The 18,931-nt window shown below is 62.0% G+C and carries 20 protein-coding genes; 9 read left to right on the top strand and 11 right to left on the bottom strand.

The window, feature by feature from the left end; translation table 11 throughout:
* The first annotated feature begins 91 nt into the window (after nt 1-91).
* The 3 genes from ASD14_RS05715 (at nt 92) to ASD14_RS05705 (ending at nt 4,953) form a co-directional block, all read left to right on the top strand.
* A complete protein-coding gene (locus ASD14_RS05715; protein ID WP_056130279.1) occupies nt 92-4,081 on the top strand; it encodes a PAS domain S-box protein in 3,990 nt (1,329 codons plus the stop codon).
* Nucleotides 4,074-4,487 (top strand): response regulator, encoded by a 414-nt coding sequence (locus tag ASD14_RS05710; RefSeq protein ID WP_200947021.1) that lies wholly within the window; start codon nt 4,074-4,076, stop codon nt 4,485-4,487. The genes ASD14_RS05715 and ASD14_RS05710 overlap by 8 nt, the downstream gene beginning before the upstream one ends.
* A gap of 235 nt (nt 4,488-4,722) precedes the next feature.
* On the top strand, nt 4,723-4,953 hold the full coding sequence (locus ASD14_RS05705) for a hypothetical protein (RefSeq protein WP_056130272.1): 231 nt from the start codon (nt 4,723-4,725) through the stop codon (nt 4,951-4,953).
* A gap of 314 nt (nt 4,954-5,267) precedes the next feature.
* On the opposite strand, the gene ASD14_RS05700 is transcribed toward ASD14_RS05705, so the two are convergent.
* From ASD14_RS05700 to ASD14_RS05690, 4 genes are all read right to left on the bottom strand, one after another.
* Nucleotides 5,268-5,954, bottom strand: coding sequence for a hypothetical protein (locus ASD14_RS05700; RefSeq protein ID WP_056130269.1), 687 nt, complete (start codon nt 5,952-5,954; stop codon nt 5,268-5,270).
* Nucleotides 5,955-6,283: 329 nt separating this feature from the next.
* Nucleotides 6,284-6,622 (bottom strand): hypothetical protein, encoded by a 339-nt coding sequence (locus ASD14_RS05695; protein WP_157475108.1) that lies wholly within the window; start codon nt 6,620-6,622, stop codon nt 6,284-6,286.
* Between the two features lie 14 nt (nt 6,623-6,636).
* On the bottom strand, nt 6,637-7,125 hold the full coding sequence (locus tag ASD14_RS15970) for a hypothetical protein (RefSeq protein ID WP_157475106.1): 489 nt from the start codon (nt 7,123-7,125) through the stop codon (nt 6,637-6,639).
* A gap of 32 nt (nt 7,126-7,157) precedes the next feature.
* On the bottom strand, nt 7,158-7,913 hold the full coding sequence (locus tag ASD14_RS05690) for a CHAP domain-containing protein (protein WP_056130264.1): 756 nt from the start codon (nt 7,911-7,913) through the stop codon (nt 7,158-7,160).
* Between the two features lie 483 nt (nt 7,914-8,396).
* Between ASD14_RS05690 and ASD14_RS05685 the strand changes: the two genes are divergently transcribed.
* Nucleotides 8,397-9,671, top strand: a complete 1,275-nt coding sequence (locus ASD14_RS05685) for an alpha/beta fold hydrolase (protein ID WP_056130261.1) — start codon at nt 8,397-8,399, stop codon at nt 9,669-9,671.
* A gap of 529 nt (nt 9,672-10,200) precedes the next feature.
* Entirely contained in the window at nt 10,201-10,353 is a 153-nt protein-coding gene (locus tag ASD14_RS15965) for a hypothetical protein (protein WP_157475104.1), read from the top strand.
* A gap of 115 nt (nt 10,354-10,468) precedes the next feature.
* Here the strand turns inward: ASD14_RS15965 and ASD14_RS15670 are convergent, their stop codons facing one another.
* The 5 genes from ASD14_RS15670 to ASD14_RS05670 all read right to left on the bottom strand — a co-directional run bounded on the left by ASD14_RS15670 (nt 10,469) and on the right by ASD14_RS05670 (nt 13,632).
* The gene (locus tag ASD14_RS15670) at nt 10,469-10,945 is read right to left on the bottom strand and encodes a hypothetical protein (protein WP_082538759.1); all 477 of its coding nucleotides are present in this window, start codon (nt 10,943-10,945) and stop codon (nt 10,469-10,471) included.
* A 526-nt stretch (nt 10,946-11,471) separates the two neighbouring features.
* Complete coding sequence (locus ASD14_RS15960) at nt 11,472-11,609, bottom strand: hypothetical protein (RefSeq protein WP_157475102.1); 138 nt, start codon at nt 11,607-11,609, stop codon at nt 11,472-11,474.
* Nucleotides 11,581-12,258, bottom strand: a complete 678-nt coding sequence (locus ASD14_RS05680) for a L,D-transpeptidase (protein WP_056130258.1) — start codon at nt 12,256-12,258, stop codon at nt 11,581-11,583. Before ASD14_RS05680 ends, ASD14_RS15960 begins: the two co-directional genes overlap by 29 nt.
* Before the next feature lie 138 nt (nt 12,259-12,396).
* Complete coding sequence (locus ASD14_RS05675) at nt 12,397-12,663, bottom strand: hypothetical protein (RefSeq protein ID WP_056130255.1); 267 nt, start codon at nt 12,661-12,663, stop codon at nt 12,397-12,399.
* Between the two features lie 171 nt (nt 12,664-12,834).
* Complete coding sequence (locus tag ASD14_RS05670) at nt 12,835-13,632, bottom strand: amidohydrolase (protein WP_056130253.1); 798 nt, start codon at nt 13,630-13,632, stop codon at nt 12,835-12,837.
* An 824-nt stretch (nt 13,633-14,456) separates the two neighbouring features.
* Here ASD14_RS05670 and ASD14_RS05665 point away from each other — a divergent pair.
* On the top strand, nt 14,457-14,849 hold the full coding sequence (locus ASD14_RS05665) for a DoxX family protein (RefSeq protein ID WP_056130250.1): 393 nt from the start codon (nt 14,457-14,459) through the stop codon (nt 14,847-14,849).
* A gap of 91 nt (nt 14,850-14,940) precedes the next feature.
* A complete protein-coding gene (locus ASD14_RS05660) occupies nt 14,941-15,654 on the top strand; it encodes a pirin family protein (protein WP_056130239.1) in 714 nt (237 codons plus the stop codon).
* Nucleotides 15,655-15,723: 69 nt separating this feature from the next.
* Here ASD14_RS05660 and ASD14_RS05655 read toward each other — a convergent pair whose 3' ends face one another.
* Both ASD14_RS05655 and ASD14_RS05650 read right to left on the bottom strand, forming a co-directional pair.
* Nucleotides 15,724-16,614: a LysR family transcriptional regulator gene (locus ASD14_RS05655; RefSeq protein ID WP_056130236.1), complete on the bottom strand. Its 891-nt coding sequence runs from the start codon at nt 16,612-16,614 to the stop codon at nt 15,724-15,726.
* Nucleotides 16,615-16,708: 94 nt separating this feature from the next.
* Nucleotides 16,709-18,118: a PLP-dependent aminotransferase family protein gene (locus ASD14_RS05650; RefSeq protein WP_056130233.1), complete on the bottom strand. Its 1,410-nt coding sequence runs from the start codon at nt 18,116-18,118 to the stop codon at nt 16,709-16,711.
* 157 nt (nt 18,119-18,275) lie between these two features.
* Here ASD14_RS05650 and ASD14_RS05645 point away from each other — a divergent pair, with 157 nt between their 5' ends.
* Nucleotides 18,276-18,632, top strand: a complete 357-nt coding sequence (locus ASD14_RS05645; RefSeq protein WP_056130230.1) for a hypothetical protein — start codon at nt 18,276-18,278, stop codon at nt 18,630-18,632.
* Nucleotides 18,629-18,835: a twin transmembrane helix small protein gene (locus tag ASD14_RS05640; protein WP_056130227.1), complete on the top strand. Its 207-nt coding sequence runs from the start codon at nt 18,629-18,631 to the stop codon at nt 18,833-18,835. The genes ASD14_RS05645 and ASD14_RS05640 overlap by 4 nt, the downstream gene beginning before the upstream one ends.
* Nucleotides 18,836-18,931 lie beyond the last annotated feature (96 nt).

Below are 18,931 nucleotides of genomic sequence, written 5' to 3'. Positions count from 1 at the left end.
AGGCGGAAGCAGACTGCTGCCGGCTTCACGGCGCGTTGCCCCTCCCCTCTTTGCGGCGGATACTTCCGGGACACCGGCCCCGGCGCAGTTGATGACTTCTTCCGAAAAGACCCGAGCACGCCCGCGCAAGGCCACGCCGACCGAACAACCTGCGACCCCGCATGAATTCGCGGAGGGACGCGGCGATCATCCGCGCACGCCGCTCATCGTCGGCATCGGCGCCTCGGCCGGGGGACTGGAGGCATATCGGGCCTTCTTCGGCCACATGGAAGCCAGCGAGGACATCGCCTTCGTCCTGGTCCAACACCTCGCGCCGGACAAGAGCAGCCTGCTGGCCGAACTCATCGCCAGGAGCACCGACATGCCGGTGCTGGAAGCGACGGATGGAACGGTCGTGGAAGGCAGGCACATCTATGTGATTCCGCCGGATGCCACGCTCACCATCCAGCATGGCGTCCTGCAGCTGAGCAAGCCCGCGCCACCCCGGCAATACCGCTGGCCGATCGATACGTTCTTCACCTCGCTCGCCGAGGACCAGGGCGACAACGCCGTCGCGATCGTGCTCTCGGGCAGCGGCAGCGACGGCGCGCGCGGACTGCACGCGGTGAAGGACTGCGGCGGCCTGGTGCTCGCCCAGGCCGGCTTCGACCACGTCGCCATGAGCGGCATGCCCGCCAGCGCCGCCGCCACCGGCTTCGTCGACGACGTGCTTCAGGTCGAAGGCATGCCCGCCCGGGTACTGACGCACCTCGCCTATCTGCGCGCGACGCAGGGCAGCAAGGGGCCCGATGGCGCGCGCCGGGACCTGGCCGGGTACCTGCAGACGATCAGTAGCCTTATCCGTGCGGAACTCGGACACGACTTCAGCCAGTACAAGGAAAAGACCCTCGTGCGCCGGATCCAGCGGCGCATGCAGGTGGTGCAGACCGACACCGTGCCGGGCTACATCGAGTACCTGAAACAGAATCCGCCCGAACTGGAGAATCTCTTCCGCGAGCTGTTGATCAGCGTGACGGAGTTCTTCCGCGACCCCGAGGCGTTCGAGGCGCTGCAGAAGCAGGCGATCCCGATGCTGCTGGCGGACAAGGGCGCCGCCGACATCCTGCGCGTGTGGATACCGGCGTGCGCGACGGGTGAGGAAGCGTATTCGATCGCGATCGCCTTTGCGGAAGCCATCGCGCAACTGCGCGGCGGCGGGCCGAAGGTGCAGATCTTCGCCACCGACATCGACGACCGCGCGATCACCGCCGCGCGCAGCGGACGCTTCCGCGGCCCCTTGCCCGGCGTATCGCCCGAGCGGCTGGAACGCTGGTTCACCGCCGACGGCGAGTACTTCGTTGTGGTGAAGCCGATCCGCGAAATGATCGTGTTCTCGCCGCACAGCGCGATCAAGGATCCGCCCTTCTCGCGGCTCGACCTGGTGTCGTGCCGCAACCTGCTGATCTATCTCAATTCGGAGCTGCAGGAACACCTGATCCGCACGTTCCATTACTCGCTGCATACCGGCGGCGTCCTGATGCTGGGGCCTTCCGAAAGCCTCGGGCGCAGCACCGCGCTGTTCTCGACGCTCGACAAGAAGCACCGACTGTATGTGCGCCGCAGCGACGGACGTGCCACGTTGCCGGTGGCCCTCCCCCGCCGCACCGTGAACCCCGGAGCCGTCGCGCGCCAGGCAAGCACGCGCGCCACCAGCACGGAAGACGCCATCGACCGCAGTGCGCGCAAGCTGCTCGAACGCCATGTTCCCGCCTACGTCGTCATCGACGGCAACCACGACGTGCTGCGTTTCTCGGGCGACACCGGACGTTATCTCGGGCCATCGTCGGGGACGGCGAGCCTCAACCTGTTCGGGCTGCTGCACAAGGGACTTCGCGCACCCGCGCGCGCCGCCGTGCAGCAGGCATTGAACAAGCGCAGCACCATCGCGCAGGAAGGCCAGATGCTGGCGCCGGGTGGCGAGCGCGTCACCGTGAGCCTGATCGCCGAAGCCATTCCCGATGAGACCAGCGGCACCGACCGCCGCACCTCGTCGCAACTGTGCCTGTTGATGTTCAAGGACGTGCCGGCACCTGCAACCACCGCATTGCCCCACGTCGCCACTGCGAAGAGCGATGCGAGCGGCGAAGCGCGCCGCGTGCAGGAACTCGAACTGGAACTGGCGACCACGCGCGAGCAACTGCACACCGCGATCGACGAGCTGGAAACCGCCAACGAGGAAATGAAGTCGGCGAACGAGGAATACCAGTCCGTCAACGAGGAGTTGCAATCCTCGAACGAGGAACTGGAAACCTCCAAGGAGGAGATGCAGTCCATCAACGAGGAGCTGCAGACCGTCAACGTCGAGCTCCACAGCAAGAACGAAGTCCTCGCCCGTCTCAACAGCGACCTGCAGAACCTGCTGGAAAGCACGCAGATCGCGACGCTGTTCCTGGACTCGTCGCTGCATGTGAGCGGCTTCACGCCGGCGATCAGCGACCTGTTCCACCTGCGCGAAGGCGACCACGGCCGCCCGATCACCGAGATCACCGCGCGCATCCCCTACCCCGAGCTCAGGCAGGACGTAAAGCAGGTCCTGCGCACGCTCGCCATGGTGGAACGCGTGCTGCAGGGCGGCCAGGATGGCGCGGTCTACCTGCTGCGCATGCGTCCGTACCGCACGACGGACAACGTCATCGACGGCGTCGTGCTCACCTTCATCGACATCACCGAGCGCCAGCAGCACGAATACGAACGCGGGCGCCTGGCCGCGATCGTCGAATCCTCGCAAGACGCGATCATCGGCCACGCCATCGACGGCACCATCCATACCTGGAACAAGGGCGCCGAGCAGATGTTCGGTTACCCCGCTTCGCGCGTGCTCGGAAAGTCGCTGGGCATGCTGCTGCCGAAGGACGCCGACCAGCACCTGCGCGACATGCTGTCCTCGTGTGCCGGCACCTCGTCGCAGAACGAGATGGAGATGAGCTGGCAGCACCAGAATGGCACCTCCATCCAGGTGTCGGTCCGCTGCTCTCCAATCTTCGATCCGTCCGGTGCGATCGTGGGCGGGTCGACCATCGTGCGCGACATCACCGGCCGGCAACGCGCGGCGCGCAGGCTCCTGGAAAGCGAACGACGGCTGACCGCGATCATCGAACAGACTTCCGTCGGCGTCGCCCAGACCGACCTCGCGGGCCGCTTCGAGCTGGTCAATCCACGCCTGTGCGAAATCGTCGGCCGCAGCGCGGAGGAACTGGGCAACCTGCGCATGCAGGACCTCGTCCGTCCCGAAGACCGGGTTGAAAGCGAAGCGAAGTTCCAGGCGCTGGTGGCGGGAGGATCTCCCTTCAACACCGAGAAGTCCTACGTGCGGCCGGACGGATCGACGGTGTGGGTGAGCAAGTACGTCTCCCTCATCTGCGACGACGATGGCCGGCCCATGCATGCAGTGGCCGTCGTCCTCGACATCACCCGCCGGAAGCTCGAAGCCGAGCACCGCGAGCTGCTGCTGCATGAACTCAATCACCGGGTCAAGAACTCGCTGGCCACCGTGCAGGCCATCGCCATGCGCACGTTCGCCAGTGCGACGGACCTCGCCTCGTTCCGCGATGCTTTCATGTCGCGGTTGCTGGCGCTTTCCGGCGCGCACGACCTGCTGGCACGCGAGTCCTGGCGTGGCGTGGAGCTGCGCGACCTGGTCGAGGCGGAACTGACGCCTTACGCCGAGGCGGGCCGCCAGTCGCCGGACATCTCGGGTGACCCTGTCCATCTGAATCCTAGAACCGCCGTAGCCCTCAGTCTTGCCCTGCACGAACTGGCCACGAATGCAGGCAAATACGGGGCCTTGTCGGTGGCGGACGGACGGGTGGACGTGCGATGGAAAGCGTTCACCCGCGACGGCCAGCCCTGGGTCGAACTGGTGTGGAGCGAACGCGGCGGTCCCGAGGTTGCGCCACCGCAACGCCGCGGGTTTGGCTCGCGCCTGATCGCCGAAGGCATCACGCACGAACTGGCGGGCGAGGTGTCCCTTGACTTCCCCATAACGGGCGCGGTCTGCAGAATCACGATCCCCCTCGCGGACCCGGATGCCAGCGATGACTGAGCCCCGCATCCTGATGGTCGAAGACGAGATGTGCCTCGCGATGATGCTCGAGGACGTGCTCAGCGATGCGGGTTACCAGGTGGTGCGCGCCGCACGCCTGAAGGACGCCATGAACATCGCCCGCCAGGAGCACATCGACGCGGCGATCCTCGACGTCAACCTGCACGGGGAACCGGTGTATCCACTGGCCGCGCAGCTGCACGAATCCGGCGTGCCTTTCATGTTCGCTTCCGCCTATGGCAAGCCGGGCATCCCTGAAGCATTCAGCCGTTACCCGGTGATGGCCAAGCCCTACCCGATCCACGAACTGATCCCGGCGGTGGAAGGCCTGCTGGAAATGGGGAACCGGTATGCGGCCAACGACCTGTTGCAAGGCGGTTTCCAAGCGAGCCCGCAGGTCCGCTGAGGCGGTCGCGCCATCAATGCGTTGCGTGTGGCAGTCGGTCTGCCCAGCGGTTTCCGCGCGACCCTCCGGTCGTTGAATACCTTTGCGACACCTCACCCGATCGGGTGATGGTCCGTCCCGCCGACGGCCGGCGTTAGCCGATGAACGCGACGCCGCGCTAACAAAACGCGTAGAAAATAGGCTCCCGGCACCTCAACAGCGCCGGTTCCAGTCGCGGCGAGGAGGACGTTGCGTCATGGCCAGCAGGCTCAATCTGATGCGCGAGATTGCAGAACTGGACTTGCAATTGTCGAAGTGCGGGGATCACCGGCCGCAGGAGCAGACGAGCACCTTGAACAAGTGCGCCGAGATCCTCGACAGTGCCGAAGAAGATGATGAGTACGCCATCTGCCAGGCGATCCATTACCTGATGCGGAAACATCATCTGCAGCCGACGGGTGGGTGGCCGGATGCATATGGTCACTGAGCTGCGACCTTTCGCGGGTATCGGCCACACCCACCCACGCTTAAATTAAGCCGAGCCGCGAAGCGGCTTCGCTTGAAATCTTTGCCGTAGAAGTAGTCGCAGGAACACTGGTTTTCTACCGGTGCATTTTTGATCAGCTGTCGGCGATCAAGATTGAAGAGATTGATGGCAAGGCCTTGACCGTCAAGCGTGAACGGCTTGAGGTGGCACCGCGGGACGAAATGTTGGTTTTTGTTGGTCGCCAAGAATCGTTCCATCAGGCCAAACGCCTGAATTAAATCGAGCCGCGAAGTGGCTTCGGCCTGAATGAATTGTTAGGGGGACGCGGGACGAAACGTCTCTGGGTTGTAGGCCCTATCGAATTTTTCGCGATCGATTGTTTTTCCACTCTCGATGAGTCTCCGGGTCTCGCCCTTTACGCTATCAAGATAGATCAGAAAGCTTTCATGATGCCCAGTGCCAGGGGATAAATCAGGCCTGGCTTGGTGCGCCAAGTGATACTCGACCTGCCACTTTAGGGAGGCGCAATGCTGGTACTCAGCGCTTGCCTTATCGGCCCACGCCTTTCCAGCCTTGACGATCTTTGGGCTCATGCCATTTGCAAAGTGCTCGTCATGAATGTCGACTGTTATTGCCTTGAACTCAGTGATCCCGCTATTAATCTGATCAATCAGAGCGTGAATCATCTGAAAAGAGATTCTTTGCTGCTGGTTTAGCGAAAGAAGGGCGTCTTTGTAATAGCCCTTAAAAATTGGGTTGGAAATGCCGGCGGCGCTAGAGTTGCCGATGCCTTTAGCGCCATGAATCTGAAGCTGGCGGCCATAAAACATGAGCAGTCGATCGATCTCCAGAAGAACGTCTCGTAGTTCTTCAAGTAGGAGCTTCTTGATTTTTCGTCGTTGGAACCAAGTTTTTGCAGCACCAGTGAACTGCGCCAGAATCCAGCCAACAAAGGCGGAGGTCACGCCAATTAAGACCTTTAGTAAGTCGTCGCCCGACATAGATGCCTGCCCCCTAACGACCTAATTAGACGGACCTCGGTCCGGTTATACACATCGTAACGTACCTGTCCAACTCCTTGATCGCGCAACAGAACCTGACGCCAAGCGCGTGGCAGTGAGCGGCTAGGAGCGGACACTCGGAGTAAGCGCACTGTGGGTTCGCTTCGCTTGCCGGGCAGTCGGCCTCGTTGCAACAGAAGCAGCGATTTTCGTGGCGTCCTTGCTCGGGGAATTCGTCGCCTTGTTGTTGAGGCGAATGCTCGAGTCCAAGGTTGCCAGAAGGATCGCGTCCGAAAGGAATGGAGCCGCCGCGCGACAGCAGCTGCGGTCTACAACAGCCCGAACCCCACCTTTCCATTCACGAAGTCCTTCACCACCTTGAGCGCAGCGTTTAGCGCCGCCTGCACTGCTATGGCAGTCATCCCCTCGGTGGCGGTCAATACCGCAGAAGCCGCAACTTTCTGCTGATTCAGCAGGATTTTAGCCTCGGCTTTGGACATCTCACCCGTTGTGGATGCCTCGATAATCATCCTTAGGGTAATTGCCAGCTTTTCACTTTCGGCCTTCAGGTAAGCACGAACGGCTGGGAACCTCGTTCCAAACGACGCCTTGGCCGCCAAGAACATCTTGTCCCCAAGATTCGCGGAGCTAATTCTTGATGCGGCCATGTCGCTACCCTCTATCAGTCGCCAACTTTCTTCGCGAGCTCCAACGTGAGTGCTGCGCCAATTGTCTGGTTGATGCTCCGCCGCGATGCCTCGAGTGCCACCTTCGTAGGACCAGCTTTCCCTGAGTTGCAATGCAAGTCCCGCAAGCTTGCGCCGTCGGGATCGCATCTCCCTGATCCGAGTAGCACAGATCGAATATCTCCGACCAGCTTCACGGTGGGTGTATTTGCATGAATGGACGACACCCGAAATTCCAATCGACGGAGCTTCTGATCGGCAGCCTGATAGAAGTCCTGATGATGCCCATACGAATTGGCGTCTTCCGATGCGTGCGCAATGAGGTCGACGATAAAGTCATCGCTTGATTGCTGAAGCTCCGTGAGCGCCTTGTCTGTTGGCTCGTCATACGGCGAGACTGGCGTGATTGTGCTGCACCCCGCTAAAAACAGGCTGGCTAGAAATGTGGCGCAAGCTTTGCGGTGTTTAGCAGACAAAGCAATCATGTGCCTTCTCTCTCCTCGGTGCTTAAACGACTTCACTCGTACAAGATGTAGCCTTTGTTGATTTCACCGACCTTGCGCACCAAGGCATAGACGCCCCCACCCTCGCGGGTTTTCGAGGCGTCCGTATTGCCCTCAATCGTATCGAGCATTGCTCCGCGCACGCTGGCAACGAAACCGGTGTGACCAAGCCCGCCTCCCGATTCAATGACGAAGATCATGCCAGGAGCGATCAACTTCGGATCTGCCTTTGCAGCTTTCGCGTTGACTCGCCTGATACGGTTCTCGCCAGCTCGTTCCCACTGTTTCATGACGCCAGCACTCTTAGCACAAGGATTCGGTGTTCCTACTTGTTCGGAAGCTTGCTCGAGGCACCAGTAGACAAAAGCGGCACACCATGCATTGCCCGGCGGGCACCGCACTGATTGCAGGTACCTTTCGACGTCAGGTCCTCTATTCGAGTTGCGAGGATGTTCTCGAACGCCGACTTGGGACTGCGCAACTGCGATCGCGGCCTTCGTTAGGCCGTTGGCGGCCTTGCGACTTGTCTCCGGCGCAACATCAAAGAGAGTGCCCCAGGTCAGTGGTCCGATCTGGCCATCTGGCACCAAGTTGCGGCCGAATAGGTCGACGTTACGGATTTGAAAAAGCTTGACGTGCGCCGCGAGGTCGGTGTCGTAAGCGCCATACGCGCGCACGTCGAACTGTAACGCCCTCAGGCGTCCCCGAACCGCAGCCATTACCGTCCGATCGGCCTCTCCAATCTTGATAATGCGCCTTGGATAGTCCATGGCTCTGCTCCATCAACTTACTTTCCGGGAGCTCCGAATCGAAGCAATTTCATGAGCATTGTGTTCAAGACGAACGACAAAGGTCCGCATTGGAGGCCACTGGAAATGCGGCCGAGTCGCTTGCGGCTGTCGCTCCTACCCGAATCGACCGGTGTGAAGTATTAACGACCCAGCCCTCTCGAACCTTTGGCCGCTGATCGATCCAAACTGCGTTGCCCCACAAGGCAGGACATGAGCGCCAACTCTGCAGTCGCACAAGCCATGAGGACTTGGGTACGCATGCGCAAAAAGCGATGCCCCTGCATCGCGCAAGTTGCCTGCGACGACGCGGCAAATGGTGGTGAATCGGAGGAGAGAGACGGCGCCGACGCGTGACCGGGGCTTCTTTGCTTCGTTACCTGGCTCCCCAACGGGAATCCGAACTGGTCGTGACCCAGTCGAGATATCACGCCTGCCACGAGGAACCGAGCGGAGCATACGGCCATGATCGCGTGGAAACAAAAGACCTTCCAACTGCCTGATGACGCCAATGCGCACCGCACCGAGCCCGTGGTCTTGCATTGTCAGGATTATGCCTCTGAGTCTGAGAATCTAGTGCTTTTCGTGCATGGCTTGGGCGGATCGCGCTATGGCACGTGGAAGCAGTTTCCGAAGTTTGTCTTTGAGGATTTCCCCGACGCAGACGTCGGTCTGTATCAGTTCACCTCGGCATTCGGCCGATGGCGGCTGTGGGAATCGATCGACCTGGACCAAGAAGCACGGACTTTCGCCGGACTGCTGCGCGACCGCTTGAGCCACTACAAGCAGATCACTTTGATTGGTCACAGCATGGGTGGCTTGCTGTGCAAGGCGGCAATCCACTATCTGGTGACGGAGGGGGACAACGTCGCGATCGAGCGCATCTCGGGCTTAGTCTTGATGGCCACGCCCCAGTTGGGTTCGCGTTGGGTCACGCCATTCTTGGGGCGGCTGACGCCCGATGGCCGCGCCCTGCGCATCCATAGCCAGCTGATGACGGATGTGCAATCGACCTTTGCGAACAAGATCGCCATTGACGAAGGCGTTCACACTCGCCGCAAGATCACGATTCCTACTTGGGCTGTTCTGGCCGACGGGGACTTTTGGGTCGATCCATTGAGTGCCCGCATCGGCCTGACTTCGGCACGTGTCCAAACCGTCCGCGGCTGGCACACCTCGATCGTCAAGCCAACGGACAAAAACTCGGATGCGTACACGTTCGTCAAGGACGCCATCTTTAAGAGCTTTCGGCGGTTCGCATTCGATGTCTTTGTCGCCGCGCCGATGGCTGCCTTCGGCTCTGACCTGGACTACCAGGCCAACCGCGCCGCCGTCTTGCAGTTGCTGGAGGCGCTCAAGGCCAGCGGCTTCAATTCGGTCTTCTATGCCGGCGAGAGATTCTCCACCAAGAGATCGTTTGACCCGCATGCGATGGCCCTCATCGATGATATCGTCGCGCTGCGGCAAAGCCGCTATTTCTTGCTCTATTACCCGCAACGCGTTGCCTCGAGTGCCATTTTCGAGGCAGGCTGGGCTCTGATCATGGGCAAGCCGGCAGTCTACATCGTGCAAGACGACGCCCATCTTCCGTTCCTGATGAAGGACGCGTCCCAAGCCTTTGATACCCGCCAGGTGCGCATCTTGGAATGCTTGACTGTCGAGGCGGCGACGGAGACTGTGCGTAAGTTTGGCGCCAAGCTGTTCCGTGACCAAGCCAGGTCGCAGATGATCCCGAACTAGGGACCGCCTCAGGACCAGAGGGCAGATCCTCATCTGCCATTGGCGGGGAGAAGGCGGGCTTGTACTTACATCAACGCGAGTACTTGCAGTTGAACTGCATAACTGGCCGTCTCGACGGTGCTGTTGCCGGCATAGTCCGTCTACATGGCACAGACAACGCGTCACAATGAAGATCCCGGCGCCGGCGCGGGCGTCCCTGTCACGCGCATGCGGCCAAGCGGCCGGGGACGCGAAGTGTATTTGGCAGCTCGTCGGAAGTAACTAAGAAAAGCCCTACCTTGCCGACCGCTCTGCCACCGTGCGTTGGCTTTAGAACGCTAAGGCGGAGCATGACTATGGTTAGCGAGAAGCTGGGTAAGGCCCGTACCAAAGCGGCAAAGCAAAGCCGGGCAAGAAGCCGGGACGAAGCAGTGGCTGCAGTCGGGCCCAGCACCCCTCAGCTGCGTTCGCGCCGGCTCCAAGGCCCGAGCCCTAAATTGCCAGCAGGACTCTATGCGGCGACGATGGAGGCTCACATTGGAGCCGCTCAATGAATGAAATGGATGCCCTGCTAGACGACCTGTGCGCCGTGGCGATCGATGGTGATGCAGAAGCCGCCGTGTTCCTGCGGATGTTCGCGCCGTGGGTTACCGAAATGCGCGTGAACTCGCCTTTCGACCAGAATAGTACGGACTTCGATTAGAGCGGCGATCGCATCTCAGCGTAAATGGCGAGGTCTAGCTGGTTGCTAGAAGGCCCCGATAATGCCGAAGCGTTATCGAGGCCTTACAAGCTCAGGCTGACCTTGGCGACATAACTTATGCCGATTCGTCGGAATTCGGATTAAGTTCACGCCTCGACTTGGACCAGCGCGCCGATAAATCACGATGAAGGCCGTCTAGGCCTTGGCGCTTTCCTGAAACTTTGAGAAGTCCGTAGCCTTCCAAGGCGGCATCCATTACATCACTGCCCACCGCCATTTGGGTGTCAGTCCCGCGCTGAGCCAGTCGTCGTAGTCGTTCAACTATTGGATACAGTTGTTCGAGTGCGCCCAGCTTCGACAGAGCAGTTGCAAGATCCAAACTGGGTGGAACGATCTGCGGATTCAGTTCTAAGCCAATTAATGCTTGACGGCAAAACCCCTCTGAGCGCTTACCCATCTTCGTAAGGCCACGACGAGTTGTGTTGTCCAATGCAATAAGCCCTGAAAGAGTTGTCTCCAACACACCTAAGGCTTGCAACGCTTCAGATACCTGGACCGCAGTGAGACTAAACGCATAACGATTCTTTGCCATCTTTGTATTCCGTAGTGGTGACGTGACCCGTTCCATTCGGGTGACGACATCATCCGCAACGTTCACACTAAAGAAATCAGAAAACTACCCAGTTTTTGGTCAGAAAAATCTGAAATGGAGAAAAGAACAGTCATCGAAGCCCCCGGAATTTGTTCCGGGCATCTCGGAGCTCTTATCGAACAGATAAGAACACTGGCGATGATCAAATTTTGTCCACTTAAAGGACGGATTTCAGCTTTTGATTTGCAAATCTGAGCGGCTAAGCAGAGGAGAAGACCAACGCCGCAATGCAGGGGTTTGCAGAGCAAGCAATTGTCAGCTCGTAATCAGCAACTTTCTTCTCAGCCGGTGCGTTGCTCTTAGTTGATGTAGTTCTGGACACTCACGCGAGCCGAATGCGCAGCTGCGGCCCCGGACGTAGAAAGGGCGCGCGACCGCCATGCAGCCGCGCGCCCAAGGCCCCCAATCAGGTGCCGGAATTCGTCTGCGGCGTCGCTTCCTGCTGCGACGCCTGCTCCGGTGTCTATTACGGCTGCGGCATGGTGCCCGGCATCGCACGCATATCCGCGTAGTCGATCACCAGCGACACGTGGCGGTTGTCGCGCCCCGCTTCGCCCAGTGCACCGCCGCGCCCGTCACCGGCGGGCAGACCGTCGTCTTCCATCGCCGCGTTGGGTAGTCGCGCGACTCTTCGCGAACTCCGGGAAGGTCTCCGCTATCGACTCCGCCTCCGGCAAGACGTAGAACACCCCGCCCCGCTCGAACGTCGGACGGACGATCCGCTCGTAAAACTCGGGCGAGACGTTGATGCAGCCATGGGTGATGCGGTTGTCGTCCGGCGTAGGCGATGCGAGGCGTTCGGCGCGTTTCTCGGCCGGGACGTCGGTAGCGGTAGGGTGCATGGAGACCGCAGAATCGTAGTCAACCCACAGCACGCGCCCAGCGTCGATCGACGGACCGAAACCGCCCACAAAGCGACCCGCAGGCGTCGTGCGATCCCGGCCCGGAATCGCGCGAAGTGCCAGACCGGCGACGCCGGGGGCCGTGTGATCGCCGACTCCCGAGCCAAAGAGCCCAGGTGCCGCGCCACGAAGCCGGCCGTCCCCGCCGAACACCAGGATCTGTGCGTTGGCCTTGTCTATGACCGCGAACGGATAGCCTTGGGTGTCCTTGGTCGCGACCACCCAGCCCGCCAGCTCGATCACGGTGTCGGAGACCTCTTGGCCTTGCGGAAGCTCGTCGATGGGGGCGACCGGTTGCCCGCGGGCACCCTTGGCGCTCGCTACGCCGAAGGTCGCGAACGCCAGCACCAATGCAGCGGCCCGGATCGCAGGATGTATGTATGTACGAATGGGATGGTTCCTTAGAACGAAAACGGGTGGAGATAAGGAGACCGGCGGCCAGCAAAGGCCACCGGGTCCCAGTTCAGGCCTTTCATTGCGAATGAGCGATTAACCGCGCGGCTTGCGGGTCGGGGCTGCTTCGAGCTGCTGGACGCGACCTTCGATCTGATCCAGCCGTTGGTTGGCCTGCTGCGCCGCCTGATTGGCGGACTCGGCGCTCTGGGCCGCGCCCTGCACCTTCGTGTCGAGTTGATCCAGGCGCGAGTTGATCGTTGCGAACTCGTCCTTGTAGGTGGCGCAGGCGCCAAGGCTCAGGGCGATGATCGCCACGCCGAGAGTACGTGCCGTCGTTAGATGTTGCTTGGTCGGAAACATTCGAATCCTCCTGCGTTCAGGTTGTTGAGGAGTCCACTGAATCGCACAGCAGTTGTGAACGCTGCGTTGGCTAGATGTTCATACGGCGTGAACGAATTTGCCTCAAACCCTGCGAAACAAGGGGTTTCCGCGACTTTGCGGCGGCACGCATTACACAGCCGCCGTTAGGGTTCACTTCAGCTCGAAGCTGTCCGCGTCGAGCATCGCAGGGAAATGGTCGCGGTGCGCAATCAGCGGCGCGGCTTGCAGGAGGGTGGTGGAAACGACTTCCTCGTCGGTGGCTTCGCTGAGCGGATGGCCCATGAAGTCGATGAGCGCGCTGTCGCCCGAGTAGTTCAGGCCGTTGCCGTCGGTGCCCACGCGGTTGACCCCGGCGACGAAGCACAGGTTCTCGATCGCGCGCGCCCGCAGCAGCGTCTTCCACGGATAACTGCGCGCCGACGGCCAGTTGGCGACGTAGATCAGCAGGTCGTAATCGAGCATGCCCTCGCGCTCCACGTTGAAGCGGTTGCGCGAGAACACGGGGAAGCGAAGGTCGTAGCAGACCAGGGGACAGATGCGCCAACCCTTCCATTCCACGGTCACGCGGTCGCGGCCGGCGGCGTAGCGCTCGTGCTCGCGCGCGTAGCGGAACAGATGGCGCTTGTCGTAGGTGTGGAACTCGCCGTCCGGCTTCACGAACATCAGGCGGTTGAACACGCCCTCCTCCGTGCGGATCTGCACGCTGCCGCAGATCGCGGCGTCGATGCTGTCGGCGCGCTCGCGCATCCAGTCCAGTGTCGGGCCTTCCATGGTTTCGGCATCGCCGATGGCGTCGTTGCTGAAGCCGCTGGTGAAGGTCTCCGGCAGGATGACCAGGTCGGTGGTGTTGTGCAGCGGCTCGATGAGGTCGGCGTAGTAGGCGCGGTTGCTGGCGGGGTCGTGCCAGCGGGTCTCGCCCTGGACCAGGGATACGCGGAGGTTCTTCATGGGAATACTTTACCGCCGCCGGCTTGCTTGCGGCACCAGTGCACCTTGGCCTCCACTGCCGTCCGGCTTGTGTCCTCACCCGGCAACGACGACGGCTTCCGTAAAGAGCTGAAGCATTCAAGCGTTTAGCGTTTCATGCACACCGCTGGCGCGATGAAGTAACGACGCCACGCCTACCGTCGCACCTGCCACGCACGTGGCCGAAAGCACGAGGAAGCGGAGATTCCATCATGCCTACCAGTCAGAAAAAACCGAACGGGCGCAGCGATGAAAAAAGCAGCAAGAGCAGCAAACAGGCCTCAGGTTCAGAGAACTCGCAGCGCAAGAGCAGCTCCGGCCCCAGCCAGGACCGGAGCCACGGCAAATCCTCTAAGGAACGTTGATCCGGTCGTCAGGATCCAGACGCAGGCGAAGCGGATCGTGCATTGACCGCCACGACGGGTTCCGGATTGGTTGGAAACCCGGTCGTATCGAATGAGTGACCAGCGGGGTTGGGCTTTCGGGCCCAACCCCGTTTCGCGTGCGGCGGAGGTCGCGCGGCGCGCGCTTTGTCATTCGTGCGTTCGCATGGGGCGCCTGTTTACAGCAAGGGACACGCGGTGCCTTGTGTGAGGTGCATGGCCCGAGAGCATGGGCGGCGCTCGCCGCTTCGGAATCGAATGGCTGGGGACTGTCCCCAATCGGGAAACAGTCATTCACGAATTCGCTGTCTAGGCCGCTCCAGGACGGATACCCATACTCCTCGCCAACGCAAAGGAACCCGCCCGGGTATCCGCAGCGCAGGCAGATCCATTCCGTTCCGCACCCTTTCCAGGGAGTCAGCCATGAACCACCTCGCCACCCTGCTCGGCCGCATCGGCCTGGCCCTCATCTTCGTCGTTTCCGGCTGGAGCAAGATCGGCGGCTACGCCGCTACCCAGGGATACATGGACGCGATGGGCGTTCCCTCGGTCCTGCTGCCGATCGTCATCGCGGCCGAGCTCCTCGGCGGCCTTGCGGTCCTGTTCGGCTTCGCCACCCGTTGGGCGGCCCTTGGGCTGGCGGTATTCGCGCTGCTTACCGGCTTCCTCTTCCATGGCGCGGCCGGCGACCAGAACCAGGCGATCCACCTGATGAAGAACATTGCGATCGCGGGCGGCTTCCTCGTCCTTGCTGCAAACGGCGCCGGCCGCTTCAGCGTCGACCACGCCCTGCAGGTTCGCCGCGCCCGCATCTGATCGCGCGCACCGCGACACGACATCGTTTCATCGCATTGCACCACGTCCGGCCGGAAGGCTTGCCTCCGGCACGGCCAAGATAGGAGTTCCCATGATTACCGCCCGCCCCGCCAACGAACGCGGCCACGCCAACCACGGCTGGCTCGATTCGTGGCACAGCTTTTCCTTCGCCAACTATTTCGATCCCGACCACGTGCACTGGGGTCCGCTGCGTGTGATCAACGAAGACCGCGTGCAGGCGGGCCAGGGCTTCGGCACGCACGGTCATCGCGACATGGAGATCATCAGCTACGTGCTCGACGGCGCGCTCGGCCACCAGGATTCGATGGGCACCAAGGCGAGCATCGTGCCGGGCGAAGTGCAGCGCATGAGCGCGGGCACCGGCATCACCCACTCGGAGTTCAACCACAGCAAGGACGGCACGACCCACTTCCTGCAGATCTGGATCATCCCTTCACACGGCGGCTTTGCGCCGTCGTACGAACAGAAGACCTATTCCGCGGAAGACAAGCGTGGCCGCCTGCGCATCGTGGTGAGCCCGGATGGGCGCGATGGTTCGGTCAGCATCCACCAGGATGCGAGCATGTTCGCGGGTCTGTTCGATGGCGAGGAATCGGCGACGCACGATTTCGCACCCGGCCGCCTGGGTTACGTGCATGTCGCGCGCGGCGAAGTCACGGTGAATGGCCGTGCGCTGAAGGCCGGCGACGCGCTGATGTACAGGGACGAGCCGCAGGTGACGGTCGAAAACGGCAACGGCGCCGAAGTGCTGGTGTTCGACTTGCCGGATGTGCGCGCAGGCTGATCGCGGCTACGAAGCCCGGGCGACGCGGGTCGGCCGGGCTTTTTATTTGCGCAATGACTTTCCGCAGCGCTAGCGATTGCCGCCCAGCGACGACGCCATGAAGTCGATGAAGGCGCGCGTCTTCATCGGCATCCGCCGTGCCGAAGGAAACACCGCGTTTACCGTGATCGGCGGCGCGCTCCAGTCGGTCAACAGCGGCACGAGACGGCCGGCTTCGACGGCTTCGCCGACGATGAAGGCCGGCAATAGTGCGATCCCCATGCCGCCTTCGGCCGCGACCGCCAGCACGTCGCCGTTGTTCGCAAACAAGGGGCCGGTGGTATGCACGCGCACGCTCTCGTCGCCGCGCGTCAGCAGCAAGGTCGCACCGCCCTGCCGGTAGCCGTATTCGAGGAAGGCGTGGCTTTCGAGGTCGGCTGGGCTCTGCGGCACGCCGGCGCGTTCGAGATACGCGGGCGATGCGACGAGCAGCCGGGGTGCCGGCATGATCGTTCTCGCCGCAAGCGAGGAATCGGGCAAGCTCGCGATGCGCACGGTGACATCGAAGCCGCCCTGGATGGGATCCACGACCTGATCCGACAGCACGATTTCCAGTTCCACTTTCGGATGCGCCGCGTTGAAGAGAGGGACCAGGGGCGCCAGCACGCGGATGCCGAACGACATCGGCGCGTTGATGCGCAGGGTTCCCTTCAGTTCACCCGTGCCTGCCTGGGCACATTGCTCGGCTTCCTCGATGGCGGCGAGGATGTCGCGCGCCGATTCGAAGTACTCGCTGCCCGCCGAAGTGAGGTGGAGGCTGCGCGTGGTGCGCATCAGCAGCTGCACACCGAGCTCTTCCTCGAGCGCCTGGATCTGCTTGCTGACCTTCGACCGTGGCACGTCGAGCGTGCGCGCCGCAGCGGCAAAGCCGTTCGACTTCACCGCTTCGACGAAGGCACGCATGCACTCGATCCGGTCCACGACTGTCTCCTCCCGGGTGAATTACGAAGCGCGCTTCGACCGCGCGTGTGTCGGCGCATGCGATGCGAGCTTACCGGATGCACGCAACCGCTCGTCATGGCTTCGCCAATTTCCCGAGCGTCGCCAACGCGCCTTCGATACGTGCATCGAACGGATGGCCGCAATTGAGCCGCAGGCAGTTGCGGAAGCCACGACTCGCGGAAAACATCGGACCGGGCGCGATGCTGATGCCCTGCTGCGATGCGCGCTGTTGCAGCTGCAGGGTGTCGGCGCCTTCCAGCAGTTCGAGCCAGAGGAAGTAGCCACCGGCAGGACGCGTCACGCGCGTGCCTTCGGGAAATGCATCGGCGATCGTGGCGATGTAACGCGACTGCTGTTCGGCGAGCGTGCTGCGCAGCCGGCGCAGGTGGCGATCGAAGCCGCCGCGTTCGAGATGCTTTGCCAGCGCGATCTGCGCCGGCACGTTGGTGTTGAGTGTCGAGGTGAGTTTGCGTCGCGCGATTTCCTGCGCACGGCGGCCTGCCGCCACCCAGCCGATGCGGTAACCCGGTGCGAGGCTCTTCGAAAACGACGAGCAGTGCATCACCTGGCCATCGCGGTCGAACGCCTTCGCCGGCAATGCACGCTTTCCGGCGAAATGCAGTTCGGCATAGACGTCGTCCTCGACCAGCGGGATGTCGTGGCGCGCCAGCAGTTCGACGAGGGCGCGCTTGCGTTCTTCCGGCATGGTGCTGCCGAGCGGGTTGTGAAAGGTCGGCATCAGCCAGCACGCGCGCGGCGAATGGCGTTCGATCGCGGCTTCGAGTGAATCGAGATCGATGCCGTCGCGCGGATGCGTTGGCACTTCGATGGCGCGCAAGCCGTAGCGTTCGAGCGATTGCAGGCAGGCGTAGAAGCAAGGCGATTCCACCACGACGGCATCGCCGGGTTTCGTCACCGCGGCAATGCACAGGTTCAATGCTTCGAGCGCGCCGTTGGTGATGACGATTTCGTCGGCGCTGACATCCATGCCGTCGATGAGGTAACGCAGCGCGATCTGCCGGCGCAGCGCCGCATTGCCCGGCGTGAGGTCGTCGACGGTGCTCCAGGGATCGAGGTGCAATGCCGCGCTGGCCATCGCGCGGCCGATGCGATCGAGTGGAAACAGCCTCGGACTCATGAAGGCGGAGCCGAGCGGGACGACATCGCGGTGCATCGACGACTGCAGGATCTCGAAGACGAGATCGCTGACATCCACCGCGCGCGATTCGCCGTCGGGGCGCGATGCGGTTTCGGGTTCCGGCGGCAGTGTCGCGACCGCGCGGGTGACGTAATAGCCCGAGCGCGCACGCGACTCGATCAGGCCCTGCGCTTCGAGCCGGTAGTAGGCCTGGAAGATGGTGGCCGGGCTGAGCTTGCGTGCGGTGCTGGCCTGGCGCACGGACGGCAGGCGCTCGCCCGGCTTGAGCAGGCCGCTGCGGATCGAGCGGGCGATGTCGTCGGCGAGGGCTTCGTAGCGCTTCATGTCGCGAGGTCACCCCTTGCCGGACTGAACGGTTGCCTTGGCCGGAACTGATACGGTTTTTTTGCTCGTTTGTGATTCTAGAACGACTGATACGGTCGGCCTAGCATGGCGGCATCTCCCCATCCGCCCCCCTGTTTCCATCCATGAATCCCCGTCCATGAATCCACTGGTCGAACTCAACCTGGCCCTGATCCTGTTCCTGCCCTGGTTCACGATCCTGGCTGTCCTGTTCTGGAAATTCCCGCGCGCGCCGCGCGGCTGGCAGCGCACGCTGTTCGATTCCACGAGCCTGTTGCTGGCGATGGCCGCGGCGGCCGCCGGCATGTACTGGAGCATGGAAAACGCCGACCCGACGTTCGGGCACATGTGGCAGCAGGTGCTGGCGACGTCCGTCTCCTACGGGCTGTTCCTGCTGGTCGTCACCGTCGCGCTGATCGTGCGCTGGCGCTGGCTGCGCGGCTTTTCTTCTTCCACTACGGCGCCCGCCAACGGGGCCACGGGAGCGCTTTCATGAAGACGCTGGTGATCGTCGCGTTCCTCGGCCTGATCGTCTACAACCTGGGCGCCGGGCTCTACTACATGCTCGTCGACGTGGGCACGACCAAGCGCACGGTGAACGCGCTGACCAAGCGGATCGCGCTTTCGATCGTGCTGATCCTGCTGGTGGTGGCGGGGATTGCGACCGGGGTTATCGAGCCGCATGGGGTCGGGCGTTAGGACTCGACTCGCCAGATGGATTTCTCGCGCAGATCAATGCCCTTCTCCCCGCATGCGGGGAGAAGGTCGAAGCGGCGACAGCCGCTGAGGGCAGGG

The organism is Lysobacter sp. Root494, assembly GCF_001427225.1.
Lineage (GTDB): Bacteria > Pseudomonadota > Gammaproteobacteria > Xanthomonadales > Xanthomonadaceae > Agrilutibacter.
This window is presented reverse-complemented; position numbering and strand designations above follow the sequence as displayed.

Excerpts from the sequence above, each read along its gene's own strand:
- ASD14_RS15965 (WP_157475104.1), top strand. The coding sequence starts at position 10,201 with ATGAATGAAATGGATGCCCTGCTAGACGACCTGTGCGCCGTGGCGATC.
- ASD14_RS05645 (WP_056130230.1), top strand. The coding sequence starts at position 18,276 with ATGAATCCACTGGTCGAACTCAACCTGGCCCTGATCCTGTTCCTGCCC.
- ASD14_RS05690 (WP_056130264.1), bottom strand. The coding sequence starts at position 7,913 with ATGGACTATCCAAGGCGCATTATCAAGATTGGAGAGGCCGATCGGACG.
- ASD14_RS05685 (WP_056130261.1), top strand. The coding sequence starts at position 8,397 with ATGATCGCGTGGAAACAAAAGACCTTCCAACTGCCTGATGACGCCAAT.
- ASD14_RS15960 (WP_157475102.1), bottom strand. The coding sequence starts at position 11,609 with ATGGAAGACGACGGTCTGCCCGCCGGTGACGGGCGCGGCGGTGCACTG.
- ASD14_RS05700 (WP_056130269.1), bottom strand. The coding sequence starts at position 5,954 with ATGTCGGGCGACGACTTACTAAAGGTCTTAATTGGCGTGACCTCCGCC.
- ASD14_RS05670 (WP_056130253.1), bottom strand. The coding sequence starts at position 13,632 with ATGAAGAACCTCCGCGTATCCCTGGTCCAGGGCGAGACCCGCTGGCAC.
- ASD14_RS05715 (WP_056130279.1), top strand. The coding sequence starts at position 92 with ATGACTTCTTCCGAAAAGACCCGAGCACGCCCGCGCAAGGCCACGCCG.
- ASD14_RS05660 (WP_056130239.1), top strand. The coding sequence starts at position 14,941 with ATGATTACCGCCCGCCCCGCCAACGAACGCGGCCACGCCAACCACGGC.
- ASD14_RS05705 (WP_056130272.1), top strand. The coding sequence starts at position 4,723 with ATGGCCAGCAGGCTCAATCTGATGCGCGAGATTGCAGAACTGGACTTG.
- ASD14_RS05675 (WP_056130255.1), bottom strand. The coding sequence starts at position 12,663 with ATGTTTCCGACCAAGCAACATCTAACGACGGCACGTACTCTCGGCGTG.
- ASD14_RS15970 (WP_157475106.1), bottom strand. The coding sequence starts at position 7,125 with ATGATTGCTTTGTCTGCTAAACACCGCAAAGCTTGCGCCACATTTCTA.
- ASD14_RS15670 (WP_082538759.1), bottom strand. The coding sequence starts at position 10,945 with ATGGCAAAGAATCGTTATGCGTTTAGTCTCACTGCGGTCCAGGTATCT.
- ASD14_RS05640 (WP_056130227.1), top strand. The coding sequence starts at position 18,629 with ATGAAGACGCTGGTGATCGTCGCGTTCCTCGGCCTGATCGTCTACAAC.
- ASD14_RS05665 (WP_056130250.1), top strand. The coding sequence starts at position 14,457 with ATGAACCACCTCGCCACCCTGCTCGGCCGCATCGGCCTGGCCCTCATC.
- ASD14_RS05710 (WP_200947021.1), top strand. The coding sequence starts at position 4,074 with ATGACTGAGCCCCGCATCCTGATGGTCGAAGACGAGATGTGCCTCGCG.
- ASD14_RS05650 (WP_056130233.1), bottom strand. The coding sequence starts at position 18,118 with ATGAAGCGCTACGAAGCCCTCGCCGACGACATCGCCCGCTCGATCCGC.
- ASD14_RS05695 (WP_157475108.1), bottom strand. The coding sequence starts at position 6,622 with ATGGCCGCATCAAGAATTAGCTCCGCGAATCTTGGGGACAAGATGTTC.